The organism is Jutongia sp. SJQ-6 (assembly GCF_054161275.1).
This window is the reverse complement of sequence record NZ_CP195314.1, coordinates 1,974,011-1,987,251: the sequence shown is the minus strand read 5'-3', so window position 1 is coordinate 1,987,251 and position 13,241 is coordinate 1,974,011. Positions and strand designations below refer to the sequence as shown.

At 43.2% G+C, this 13,241-nt stretch carries 11 protein-coding genes; 8 read left to right on the top strand and 3 right to left on the bottom strand.

Translation table 11 applies throughout. The features are described 5' to 3' along the window. Nucleotides 1–207: 207 nt before the first annotated feature. The 6 genes from ACSAJE_RS08970 (at nucleotide 208) to eno (ending at nucleotide 8,669) form a co-directional block, all read left to right on the top strand. The gene (locus tag ACSAJE_RS08970; RefSeq protein WP_458008872.1) at nucleotides 208–960 is read left to right on the top strand and encodes a CAP domain-containing protein; all 753 of its coding nucleotides are present in this window, start codon (nucleotides 208–210) and stop codon (nucleotides 958–960) included. Nucleotides 961–1,054: 94 nt separating this feature from the next. Then, entirely contained in the window at nucleotides 1,055–2,251 is a 1,197-nt protein-coding gene (locus tag ACSAJE_RS08965) for a PucR family transcriptional regulator (protein WP_458008871.1), read from the top strand. 222 nt (nucleotides 2,252–2,473) lie between these two features. Beyond that, nucleotides 2,474–3,844 (top strand): aspartate aminotransferase family protein, encoded by a 1,371-nt coding sequence (locus ACSAJE_RS08960; protein WP_458008870.1) that lies wholly within the window; start codon nucleotides 2,474–2,476, stop codon nucleotides 3,842–3,844. A 157-nt stretch (nucleotides 3,845–4,001) separates the two neighbouring features. Beyond that, complete coding sequence (locus ACSAJE_RS08955) at nucleotides 4,002–6,101, top strand: amino acid permease (RefSeq protein ID WP_458008869.1); 2,100 nt, start codon at nucleotides 4,002–4,004, stop codon at nucleotides 6,099–6,101. Nucleotides 6,102–6,161: 60 nt separating this feature from the next. Next, on the top strand, nucleotides 6,162–7,283 hold the full coding sequence (locus tag ACSAJE_RS08950) for an iron-containing alcohol dehydrogenase (RefSeq protein WP_118690767.1): 1,122 nt from the start codon (nucleotides 6,162–6,164) through the stop codon (nucleotides 7,281–7,283). 63 nt (nucleotides 7,284–7,346) lie between these two features. Beyond that, nucleotides 7,347–8,669: a phosphopyruvate hydratase gene (gene eno, locus ACSAJE_RS08945; RefSeq protein ID WP_458008868.1), complete on the top strand. Its 1,323-nt coding sequence runs from the start codon at nucleotides 7,347–7,349 to the stop codon at nucleotides 8,667–8,669. Here eno and ACSAJE_RS08940 read toward each other — a convergent pair. Further along, nucleotides 8,617–9,969: an MATE family efflux transporter gene (locus ACSAJE_RS08940; protein WP_458008867.1), complete on the bottom strand. Its 1,353-nt coding sequence runs from the start codon at nucleotides 9,967–9,969 to the stop codon at nucleotides 8,617–8,619. The genes eno and ACSAJE_RS08940 overlap by 53 nt on opposite strands. A 764-nt stretch (nucleotides 9,970–10,733) precedes the next feature. Between ACSAJE_RS08940 and ACSAJE_RS08935 the strand changes: the two genes are divergently transcribed. Both ACSAJE_RS08935 and ACSAJE_RS08930 read left to right on the top strand, forming a co-directional pair. Then, nucleotides 10,734–10,964 carry a purine biosynthesis protein PurH gene (locus ACSAJE_RS08935; protein ID WP_118690764.1) on the top strand — a complete coding sequence of 77 codons (231 nt, stop codon included), beginning with the start codon at nucleotides 10,734–10,736 and terminating at the stop codon, nucleotides 10,962–10,964. 104 nt (nucleotides 10,965–11,068) lie between these two features. Next, the gene (locus ACSAJE_RS08930) at nucleotides 11,069–11,629 is read left to right on the top strand and encodes an NUDIX hydrolase (protein ID WP_118690762.1); all 561 of its coding nucleotides are present in this window, start codon (nucleotides 11,069–11,071) and stop codon (nucleotides 11,627–11,629) included. Nucleotides 11,630–11,668: 39 nt separating this feature from the next. Here the strand turns inward: ACSAJE_RS08930 and tsaA are convergent, their stop codons facing one another. Further along, nucleotides 11,669–12,340 carry a tRNA (N6-threonylcarbamoyladenosine(37)-N6)-methyltransferase TrmO gene (tsaA, locus tag ACSAJE_RS08925; protein WP_458008866.1) on the bottom strand — a complete coding sequence of 224 codons (672 nt, stop codon included), beginning with the start codon at nucleotides 12,338–12,340 and terminating at the stop codon, nucleotides 11,669–11,671. A 121-nt stretch (nucleotides 12,341–12,461) separates the two neighbouring features. Beyond that, nucleotides 12,462–13,211, bottom strand: coding sequence for an OmpA family protein (locus tag ACSAJE_RS08920; RefSeq protein WP_458008865.1), 750 nt, complete (start codon nucleotides 13,209–13,211; stop codon nucleotides 12,462–12,464). Nucleotides 13,212–13,241 lie beyond the last annotated feature (30 nt).

The window sequence follows — 13,241 nt, the reverse complement described above, 5'->3', positions numbered from 1 at the left end:
GTCATTATAAATGTCCGATGAATTTCTTGCAACCGGTCGATCCTTTCAGGAAAATGATTCCCAACAGGGGATTATGGTTGACTTTATGTACGGACACCATTAAAATTTACGTTATATCTATGTCATAATTGTATCAATACATAGATATCCTGTCAGCGAGGTGAGTTGACAGTAAGCAGGGAAAGAATCGCAGAATGGAGGATTATTATGAAACAGTATAAGAATAAGAAAGCCATGGCATTATTGATGGCAGCAGTATTAGCAGGCAGTGCGTTGTATAGTGGGGTGGCAGACGCAGCATCCGCGATCAAGCTAAATAAGAAGACAGCGAAGATCGCAGTAGGAAAGTCTGTCACGTTAAAAGTGCGCGGAACGAAGAAGAAGGTAAAATGGAAATCTTCAAAAAAATCTGTTGCAACGGTCAATGCGAAGGGTAAAGTAACCGGCAAAAAGGCTGGGAAAGCAGTGGTGACTGCTAAAGTAAAAGGGAAAACGCTAAAATGTAAAGTGATCGTCACGAAAAAGCAGGCAGCGAAGAAAAACGCGAAGACAGCGGGCAAAAAGAACACAACTTCAGATATTTCTCTTCAAAAGAAGGTGATTTCTATTGTCAATAAAAACCGCAAGAAAAAAGGGCTTGAAGCATTGGCAATGGATGAGAAACTTATGAAAGCGGCACAGGACAGAGCAAAGGAACTTACAAAGTCATTTTCGCATACTCGTCCGAATGGCACATCTTGTTTTACGATTTTTGAAAAGTACAAGATAACACCAACGGCCAGCGGGGAAAATATTGCAGCCGGTCAGAGAAGTGCGGCAGCTGTTATGGATTCTTGGATGAATTCTCCGGGGCACAAAGAAAACATCATGAATAACAGGTTTAAGAAGATCGGTGTTGGTCTGGTGATCGTTCCAAACGATATGTATTCTTATTACTGGGTGCAGATGTTCACTGAGTAAGGTGAAATAAGAGAAAAGCAGCTGTTTACTGCCTTGGATGCCAAGGGACAGCGAGCAGCTATTTGCTGACTTGGTCAAAAAAGGGGACAGCATAATGAACTGTATAGACATGATGGAGATTCCGGAGTTAAGGGAAACATTAAACTTACGGGCGGGTGAAGAAGGCCTGATGCATCCGATCCGTTGGATATACTTTGCGGATTGTTTGCAATGTGTAAAGAGTGAGTATCGTATGGAGAGCTATATTCATGGCAGTGAATTTGTCGTGCTAACCAATCGGGATCTTACGGATGATAGCCTTAAATTGAAAGAACTCATTGCAAAAATGCAGGAATATGATATTGCAGCAGTGGGAATTAACGAAGGACAGATTTCGGAAGAGTTGGTACAATATTGCGACGAACATCGATTACCATTGTTTGAGCTGCCAATGCGTTTCCCTTTGGTGGATCTGAGTCAGATCATATGCAAGAGGTTAGTGCTGGAAGAAAATAACAAAAATGCAGAGGAACAATTATTCACCTCTATTTTGGACGCAGAGCATCTGAACAAAGAAGATGTTTTTGCGCAGGCAAGATATTTGAATGTGGATCTGTCCGGAGAATTTCGAGTGATCGAATTTGCTTTTTTTAAGGAACGGGATAAAGACGATTCGTTTACGATCGGACAAGCGATACGTGGGATCATTCGTACAGAGTTTTCACATTATCTGCCTCAAAATATATTGACGCAGTTGCAGGCCGGTACGGTCTTGGCACTTGTGCCGGCGTATGATGTGAGTGATAAGCTGTTAAAGAAAATTCTCGCAAAGATTACGCAGCTTACCGAGAAAGACTGTGCGACCAGGCTGGTTGTCGGCGTAGGAAACAGTACAGGATATTTGGAAGATGTTAGGGTGAGCCGAAATGAAGCGGCTACCGCGATTAAACTTGCGAATATGTCCGGACGGGAAGAATCGGTCTTTTTTTATAAAGATCAGGGTATTTACACGATGATATCTAAGATTACGGACAGTCGATTTTTGGATGAGTTTGTTGAAAAAAATATTGGAAAGCTGCTTCGTGCAGATGAAGTTAATCAGGGTAATCTATGCGAGACACTTGAAAAGTATATCAACCATAACTGTAATGCGAAGGACACGGCAGAAGCAATGTATATCCACCGTAACACTTTGAACTATCGTCTGAGGAAGATTCAGGAGATCCTCGGCCGCCAGATCAACGATATTGACACGTGTCTATTACTTAAGCTGGCCTTTATGATAAGAAATTATCGTAATATGCAGAGGTAGTGAGCGGCAATTGTGCACCGTGCACAAAATATTTGGTACAGCAAGTACATTGTATTGCATGCCAAAGTTGTTATAATGTTTGCAGAATAAAAAATAAAGCAATGACAAAGGCGTCAAAAAAGTATTTTACTTTTTTGGCGTCTTTTTGTTTGCAGAACAGGCATCCAAGTGATGATGCGAGGAAGCCTGTGTTTCAAATTTATGGCATAGGAGGACAAACATATGACAACAAAAGATTTATCAAAGGCATTACCGGAAATTGTAACAGAGCAGGTACCGGGACCAAAGTCCAAGGAACTCCTTGATCGTAGAAATGCAGCAATTCCACAGGCGCTTTGTGGAAACACTTATCCAATCTGCATCAAGCAGGGCGCAGGCGCTATGTTTGAAGATTTGGATGGCAACAAGATTCTCGACTGGGTCGGCGGTGTTGGTGTGTTAAATATTGGTTATTCAAATCAGGAAGTAATCGATGCAGTCAAAGCACAGGCAGATAAATATTTCCATACAATTTTTAATGTGTATGTGCATGACGGATATGTAGCACTTGCCGAGAGATTAAATAAGATCATGCCTTGTAAAGGTGATACGATGAAAACCTATTTTGCCAACTCTGGTGCAGAGTGTGACGAGAATGCGATCAAGATCGCCAAGGCATATACAAAGAGAAACGGCGTGATCTGCTTTACCGGTGCATTCCACGGAAGAACCAATCTTACAATGGCACTGACTGCCAAGAAAACCTATGCAGTTGGCATGGGACCTTTCCCATCAAGCATTTACCGTGCACCATATCCTTATTTATACCGTGCACCGAAAGGATACACTGAGGAAGAGGCAATTCAGTATTATATTGATGAGCTGAATAAGATTTTTGATGAGGGTGCACCTGCCAATGAAATTGCATGTATGCTTGTTGAGCCGTTACAGGGTGAGGGCGGATTTATTCTGGCTCCGATCGCTTGGGTCAAAGCAATTCGTAAAATCTGTGATGAGAATGGCATTTTACTGATCGCAGATGAAGTGCAGTGCGGTAACTGCAGAACCGGTAAGTATTATGCTTCTGAATATTGGAAGGAGGCTGGTGCAGCACCGGATATTATCGCTACTGCCAAATCATTAGGCGGCGGACTTCCGATTTCTGCAATCACAGCGAGAGCGGAGGTAATGGATGCAGCACCGGCAGGCACGATTGGTGGTACTTTTTGTGGTAACCCACTTGCGTGTGCTTCTGCATTGGCAGTCATGGATATTATGCAGAGAGACGATTATGCAGCTAAGGCAAGACATATTGGTGATGTAGTTATGAACAGATACAATGCATTGAAAGATAAATACGATGTAATTGGTGATGTCAGAGGTCTTGGCGCAATGATCGGCATCGAGTTCGTTACCGATAGAGAGACAAAAGAGCCGGCAACAAAGCTGGTTGCAGACATTGTCAGAAATGCAATGCAGAAAGGTCTGCTGCTGGAAAGCTGTGGATTTGCAAGTAATACAATCCGCTTCTTAGCACCGCTTACAATGACAGATGAGCAGATGGAAAAAGGTCTTGAGATCTTTGAGGAAGCTATTAAAGAAGCAATTGCATAAAGCCGGTTACATAACCGAAACTTGACGAAGATGTCAGGGAACGCACAACAACTGCGCCCTGACATCTTTTTTGAACAGGTAAATCACATTACAGATGAACAGGTTATCACAAAAAATGATAACGTATTCGTCTTAAGAAATAATTGGAGGAAACGTTATGGAGCAGAATTCAAAATTTGATAAGGTAATGGGATCGTGGGACATCCTCGTTATCGCCTTCGGCGCCATGATAGGCTGGGGCTGGGTCATTAACTCAGGCGATTGGATCACAACATCGGGATTTATGGGATCGATCATCGCAATGTTGATTGGTGGTCTGATGGTATTTTTTGTCGGACTTACTTATGCAGAATTGACATCAGCAATGCCGCAGTGTGGTGGCGAGCATGTATTTAGTTATCGTGCGATGGGACCGACAGGATCGTTCGTATGTACGTGGATGATCATATTGGGCTATGTTGCGACAGCAGCCTTTGAGGCAACAGCGCTCCCAACCGTAATTACATACTTATTTCCAAAATTTAATCAGGTATATTTATACACCATCGCTGGCAAAGACATTTATCTTACAACGATTTTGTTAGGTGTAGGTGTTGCAATATTGATCACATTGATCAATATTAAAGGTGCCAAGACAGCAGCTGTTTTGCAGACGATTCTTACGGCGATCATTGCAATTGCCGGAATCCTCTTGGTTGTTGGCTCTGCAATCAATGGCGATAGTGGAAACGTGACCGGTCAGATGTGGCAGGCATCTACCGGTAACACACTGGGAAGTGTATTCAAGGTTGCATGTATGACACCGTTCCTGTTTATTGGTTTTGATGTTATTCCGCAGGCGGCAGAAGAAATTAATGTTCCATACAAAAAGATTGGAAAGATCATGTTATTGTCCATCTTTTTGGCAGTTGCCTGGTATCTGCTTATCATTTTTGCTGTGTGCTATATCATGCCGGGCAGTGCCATTGCAAAGGAGATGGCTTCACAGAATGGGCTTGTTTCTGCCAAAGCAATCGAGATCGCATTTCATACACCACTCATGGGCAAGGTTCTCATTATTGGTGGTCTGTGCGGTATCATTACTTCTTGGAACTCATTCTTGATGGGTGGAAGCCGTGCGCTGTATTCCATGGGTGAGTCGCTGATGATCCCAAAAATGTTTGGTAAACTTGGCAAAAATAAAACACCGGAAGCAGCAATTATTCTTTGCGGAATTGCCTGCTGTATTGCACCATTCTTTGGTAGAGGTGTTCTTGTATGGCTTGTCGATGCTGCATCGTTTGGCTGTGTTATTGCGTATATGTTCGTATCTATTTCGTTTTGCATTTTGCGAAAGACCAAGCCGGACATGGATAGACCGTACAAGGCAAAAGCGGGCAAATTTGTTGGCGTAATGGCAGTTGCCATGGCAGCCTTTATGACGTTGTTGTACATCATTCCGGCATCTTTTTCAGCCGCACTTGTATGGCAGGAATGGATCGTTGTAGGAGCTTGGCTTGCACTTGGTGTGTTCTTTTACTTTTATTCTAAGAGCAAGTACGGTGCCGAATTTGGCCGTGACATTTTTATTGTAAGTGAAACGAGTACCGCAGATGCTGCAGATAAGACAGCAGAACAGCAGACCAAGAAATATACGGGCAAACATTTTGTTGTAACAGTTGGCTGTGAATACGGAAGTGGTGGTCCGGAAATCGCCAAAATGGTTGCCGATCATTTTGGAATAGAGTACTATGATAGAGACTTGGTGGATAAGGTCGTTGAGAGGATTGGTGTTGCCAAAGGATTGGTCGAGGAGGCAGATACCAAGATCGGCGTTCGTTATGGCTTTGATACTTCTTATGGTGTTCGCTATGCGAACTTGTCAAATCGAGTCATTGACGCGCAGTTTCAGGCAATTCGTGACTTCGCGGAGAAATCTTCCTGTGTTATCGTTGGACGAAGCAGTGATTATATTTTGCGGGATAGAGATGACGTCTTAAATGTCTTTGTCTATGCGCCGGAAAAAGCAGAAGTTGCTGCTGTTATGGCGAAAGAGGGGATGAATGAACGAAAAGCAACTGCGAAGTGGGAAGAGGTTGAGAAGGCACAGCACGCTCGTCATGCTTACATTACCGGCAAGAAACGTGGCGATCGTCACACAAGAAATATATTGATCGACAGCAGTCTTCTTGGCTGGGAAAAGACAGCGGAGCTGATCATTGATATTGTCGAGCAGAAATATGTAGCGGCGGAAGATATTGTAGATGCTGCAGTATGAGGCGCAGACAGTGCTAAAATACCTTTTGTATGTAGGCGCAGATAGAAATGGAGGATTACGATGAAAGGATTTTCGATAAAAACAGAAATTGAGGAATTTGATACATTTGCTGAGTTTGCGGCTGATGCCGATTTGGGATCGGATGATCTGGTGTTGTGCGGTGAGCATACATATCAGGATTATATTGCAGAGTTAAACACCGGGGTACAGACATTATTTCGTGAAAAATACAGCAAGGGGGAACCGACCGACGGAGATGTCGACGCAATTCTCAATGCCCTTCGAGACAAAAAATATGATCGGATCATTGCAGTCGGCGGTGGCACAGTAATTGATATTGCGAAAGTGATCGCAGTTGCCGGCCCGGACGATACCGTAGATGATCTGTACGATAATGTGGACACCTTGAAACAAATACATCCACTTATTATCATTCCAACAACCTGCGGAACCGGAAGTGAAGTTACGAACATATCTGTCATCAATCGTGTTAGCAAAGGCGTAAAAATGGGACTTGCCTCGAATGCGATGCTGCCGGACAAAGCAGTATTGATCACAAATCTGCTTACGTCCCTTCCGTACAAGATTTTTGCAACATCTTCGATCGATGCAATGGTACATAGCGTAGAGTCGTTCCTTAGTCCAAACGGATGCAGCATTTCCAGAGTTTTTTCGACAGAAGCATTAAAGACAATTCTTTTCTGTTGGTCGAAAGCAGTTGCAGCAGGAGGTGGAGATGCGTGGAAAGAATACGCAGCAGAATTCTTGAAAGCATCCAACTGGGCAGGCCTTGGGTTTGGATACGCCGGATGTGCTGCAGTGCATGCGTGTGCATATCCACTTGGTTCGGTCTATCATATTCCGCATGGTCAGTCGAACCAGCTTATGTTTGCCTCTGTTATGAAAAAATATAAAGAGATCAAACCGACAGGGCGAATTAATGATCTCGAGGCGGTTATCGCAGAGACTTTGGGCGTAGATCAGACGGAAGCACTAGACAAGTTATATGCGCTGATGGATGATGTGCTGCAGAGCGAGCCATTAAAGAACTTTGGTGTAAAAGAAGAAGATCTTCCGGTATTTGCGAAAGATGTTGCAAATACGCAGCTGCGACTTTTGAAAAACAATTATATTCCATTAAGCGAGGAGCAGTTGCTGGAGATCTATAAAGCGGCTTTTTGATGAGAATCTGTATAGAATGATAAATAATGGAAACACTGATCAAAAATAGAATGTAAGAAAGGTATGGTGATCAGTGTGCTTAAACAATTGCAGATTGAACGTGTTACAGGCAGAGAAATTTTGGATTCTAGAGGGAATCCAACCGTAGAGGCAGAAGTGACTCTGCAGGATGGGACGATAGGACGGGCGGCTGCGCCGAGTGGTGCATCTACCGGAGAATTTGAGGCATTGGAACTTCGGGATGGAGATCATACACGGTATGGTGGGAAAGGTGTGCTGCAGGCGGTTGATAATATTAATCACGTTATCAATGGTATTTTGCGCGGGATGGACGCGTCTGATACGTATGCGGTCGATCAAGTAATGCTGCGTAAAGATGGCACAGCAGACAAATCCGTGCTTGGAGCGAATGCGATCTTGGCGGTTTCTATTGCAACGGCAAAAGCAGCCGCACAATCGTTAAAGACGCCACTTTACCGTTTCGTGGGTGGCGTATCCGGTACAAAACTGCCTGTGCCGATGATGAACATTTTGAACGGTGGTGCGCATGCGGCCAATACAGTAGATGTACAGGAGTTTATGATCATGCCGGTGGGAGCGGACTCATTCCGCGAGGCGCTGCGTTGGAGCGCAGAAGTGTTTCATGCATTGGCTGCCTTATTAAAACGAAAAGGTTTGGCAACCTCTGTTGGTGACGAGGGTGGATTTGCACCAAATTTGCAGAGTGATGAAGAGGCAATAGAATGTATTCTCGATGCGATCAAAGAGGCAGGGTACGAACCGGAAAAAGACTTCCGGATTGCTATTGATGTAGCGGCAAGTGAATGGAAAAGTGATCAAAAGGGGATGTATCTGCTTCCAAAATCCGGGGTGAGATATTCCTCCGAGGAGTTGATCGCGCATTGGAAGTCATTAGTGGAACGATATCCTATCATTTCTATTGAAGATCCACTGGATGAAGAGGATTGGCTTGGCTGGGAGAAATTGACACAGGAACTCGGCGATCGAGTACAGTTGGTGGGGGACGATCTGTTTGTCACGAATACGAAACGGCTGGCAAAGGGAATTGCAGAAGGCTGTGGTAATTCAATCCTAATTAAGCTCAATCAGATCGGAACCTTATCGGAAACGATGGAAGCGATCAAGCTTGCCAAACAGTTTGGTTATACGAGTATTATGTCCCACCGCTCCGGAGAGACAGAGGATACGACGATAGCAGATCTGGCAGTTGCCTTGAATTGCGGACAGATTAAAACCGGTGCACCGAGCCGAAGTGAGCGAGTTGCAAAGTACAACCGGCTTCTCAGGATTGAACAGGAGCTGGGTGGAGCAGCTAGCTATTGTGCACCTTTTTGCGTACGAAATAAAAACAGATCACCTGCATGACAATGGTTAGGAGCCACGACACCGGGTAGGAAATAAATAAAAAGTCTAATGATCTATGGCATGGGAAAATGACATAGATCCATACAATTCTGGTGCCTACCGTGCCAATCACCGAAAGGATCATTGGCACGGTGGAATGCCCCATGCCTCGCAATGCCCCCGGCAGCAGATCCATGATACCGCATAAGAAATATGTGACGGTTGTATATAACATAATATCTATACCGCACTCTATGACATTGGTGCTCTTAGTGTAAATGTGCATTAGTTCCGCACCGAAAAGATAGGATCCACCACCCAAAACGAGAGCAACAATTACCGTCAGTCCTAAGCATTCTAATAACACTTTATCCATTCTCTTAAATTTACGTACACCATAATTTTGGCTTGTAAAACTCATGCAGGCCTGTGTAATGGAATTCACAGATACATACAAAAATCCCAAAATATTATTGGCGGCAGTGTAGCCTGCCATTGCAACAGAACCAAAAGAGTTGACAGAGGACTGAAGCAGAACATTCGAAAAATTAATGATCGTGCTTTGGATTCCGGCTGGAATACCGATTTGGAATATTTGCTTTACATAGCGCGTTTTCATACCTAATTTATTGAAGCGGAGCTGATAACTTCCATCGGAAAGGTATAGACAGCGTAATACCAAAATGCACGATATACATTGAGAAATTACCGTTGCGATAGCAACACCGGCAACACCCAAATGAAACTGAATCACCAAAAGAAGATTTAACACCACATTTGTCGCACCTGAAATAATCAAAAATAATAGAGGGCGTTTGGTATCACCCACCGCTCTTAAAATGGCCGCTCCGTAATTGTATAACATAAAAAATGGCATTCCCATAAAATATATGCGCATATAAAGTGTGGACAGGTTTAATACATTATCCGGAGTATCCATCAGCTCTAACGCACCTTTGGCAGCAATCACTCCGATAATTCCCATTGCGATTCCACTGATCAGAGCCAACGTAATGGATGTATGTACGGTTTCTGACATTTCCTTCTCTTGTCCGGTCGCATAAAATCTTGCAGCTAATACACTTGCGCCCAAGGAAATTCCGATAAAAAGATTGACAAATACATTGATCAGCGCAGTCGTTGATCCAACTGCCGCCAGTGCTTCATTGCCTGTAAACTGTCCAACCACGATAATATCTACCGCATTAAATAATAACTGTAAAATTCCTGACAGCATCAATGGAATTGAAAAGGAAACCAGTTTATCCAATATTGAGCCATTACACATATCTATTTCATATTTGCTTGTCTTAGTATTCATGTTCGTTCTACGCTTCTTTCTATTTCTTACTTCAACTTCACACAACCAAAATCAGTATATCGTCACATATTGCTTATTACGTCTGTAATATACATACTATTTTGCAGCCGATAAACTGACTTATTCTGCCATCAAAGAACTAAGATAATTGTCGCAGAACGCAAAGTTTTTACGTGATTTCTTATTTTGTTAGGCCTCTGATGTATACATGCCTGAAAGAGTGTCTGAGATGTCCCGGTTTAGCAAGGTATCATCCATTTTGGGACGGGACGCTTTCGCTACGATGCGCTACGTCACGTTACTTAATGTCTCTGAAATACGAGACATAAGTAACGACGAGCGCAAAGTCCCTTTCAAAAATGATGAATACCTTGCTTCCGGGACTTCGAGTTCTCTGTAAGGCATGTAAATCATTCATCAGAGGCAACAAAATATAGAAATCACTCTAAAAACTAATTGCGGCAAGGCAATTACTGTAGTTCTCTGATGGCAGAAACCACTATGTTGTGGCTGCAAAATACTTCGTATTCTTTGACGTAATAAGCAATATGTGACGATGCATTCCCTTTGGATGCGTGAAGTTTGGGTTGTTTATTGGTATAGGGGGATGGGTGTCTGCTTTGCATCCCGATAGTATAGTATACTAGCATTTTGAAAATTACTCAACTTTCCTTTTTACTATAGGGCGAAAGAGTGTTACAATAGGTGTGGCTATTATGCGCAGAAATCATGCGCTATTTACTGGAATGACAGGAGGTATGACGATGAGAAGTTTATTGATAAAAGATACCACAAAGGAAGAAAGAATGGCGATCATTGAAGAATCTGTGGGCGGTGATGCAGGTGGTTGTGATGGATGTTCGGCAGGAATCCTAAAAATGTACGAACCGTATATTGAAGGGGAAATGGAATTGCGAGAATGCAATATGGCGTTTCGTGCACACTATATTTCGGGGAAGGAACATCCGATGAAAAACGGCTGCGGGTATATGTAACGTATGAAAAAGATATCTATTTGTACTCCGCTAACGCCAATATAACGCAAACTTCCGGTATGAGAAGCTTGAGAATATAAATGAAAACAGGAGGAACTTAGAGAATGAAGTTTGAGAAGATTGATAAAAAGGAAGAAGGTAAATTTATTACCCGTTATGATATTACTTATAAGACGGTAGATGATACGACAAAGATATATGAAATGATCAGCCGTAACCGTAATGTTCAAACAAGAGAAGAGCTTCGTGGCAATAAGCCGGATGCAGTTGTGCTGATGGTCACTGATGAGAGTGGGGAGAAAATCGTTTTGAACAAAGAATTCCGTATGGCGGCAGGTACGTGGGTTTATAATTTCCCGGCGGGATTGATCGATCCCGGCGAGGTGCCGGAGCAGAGTGCGAAGCGCGAGTTGTGGGAAGAAACGGGGTTAGAACTATATGAGATCAATGATGAGTTAGGACTCAGCTATAGTGCGGTTGGGTTCAGCAATGAGATGAATGTATGTGTCATCGGAAAAGCACGTGGTGAATTCCGCCAAAGCACATCTAATGTGGAAGAAATTGAAGCAGGATGGTACACCAAAGAAGAAGTACGGAATCTGTTAAAGACAGAACGATTTGCGGCGAGAACACAAGCATACTGTTATCTTTGGGCAAATAAATAACGCCAACTTCCCATGCCCGAAGTTGGCGTATATAGGCAGCTAACTCATAGATACTACGGTGAGAATGTCATCCTGTACGAAAAAGCGGACAGTAACGCCGGCGAACTCGAATGCATAGATGCGTTCCGGATCGTTTTGGTAAGAAGGGCGAGGATCTTGAGCCAGCACTTTTTCCAGAGAAAGAAGCTTTTCGGCAGGCAATACTTGGCCCGCATTGTCCGGAAGTATTACGTGCAGCAAATGAGCTTCTACGCTGTCTGTAAAACCACCCGTAGCCAGCGGTTTACAGTCGGCATACGGAAGATATGGTTTTATATCATAGATCGGGGTGCGGTCCATGAGATCGGCACCCGTTATTTCCAGGATTGGTCCATCTTCTTTTGAAAAAATAATGTCCTGTAATTCTACACAAGAAAGCGCCAGTGAATTTGGTCGAAATGGAGATCTCGTTGCAAATACTCCCATGCGCTTATTGCCGCCAAGTTTGGGCGGACGAACGGTAGGTGACCATTCCCCACGTATTGTTTCTGAAAATTCCCAGATCAGCCATAAATGAGAAAAATCTTCCAAGCCGCGGATCGCATCGCGATTGCGGTATTCCGGTTCAAATATGATACGGCTGCGTAACTCCGGAACCAGACCGCTCTGTCGTGGAATGCCAAACTTTCCCGGAAAATCAGAGTGTATCCGGGCAATCGGATGAATTTCCATGTTTTCCTCCTGTCACTGATATCAATTATTCAATATGTCGCTGATATCTTTTGCTCAAAATGTCGCTGATATCAATTATTCAATATGTCGCTGATATCTTTTGCTCAAAATGTCGCTGATATCAATTATTCAAAATGTCACTGATATCATTTATCATTTCATCATCTTTCAGGCGGAAAAGAAATTCCACGCGACGAGATGCATTTTGATCTTCTTTGCCATCCTTATCCAATATAGGATTGCTAAAGGACTTGCCGTTTGCCGTCACAATTTTGCGTAGTTTCGTGATCTTGGCAGTCGACAGCACTTTCTTGTTTTCATCCAAGCAGAAAGTTGCGACAGACAAGGCTCTTTTTTGGGACAGCTCTAGATTATATAAATAATCTCCCTGTGTATCTGTATGTCCTTCAATAATAATCTCTGAGATATAATCATTAAATTGCTTGTCTGTTAATACGCCAATATACTTTGGTAAAAACTTTTGCAGCAATTCTTCACCCGACGATTTCAACGCAAATTGTCCGGAATCAAACAAAATGCTTGAGTCAAGCGCGATGGATCCGGTCTTTTCATCGACTTTCACACTGAGATCCGTACCGTCAAACTCTTTCTTGAGAGCCTCGATCAGTTCCGTTCGAATACCGATCAATTTGTCTAACTGTTCCTGCTGCTCCTGCAGTTGTTCCTGTTGGCTTTGAACCAAAGCCTGCTGCTGCTTTAATTCCTCTTGTTTTTGCTCGTAACGTCTTTGCGATTGCAGCATTGTAAACGAAATGATCAACACAAAGATCAACAAAAGAGCAGCCATCATATCGGAATAGGAAAGCCAATAACTGGTTTCCTCCAAATGTCTTTTCTTTTTTCTGCGCATAATAAACCTCTTTTCTGTACGCGGAACCGA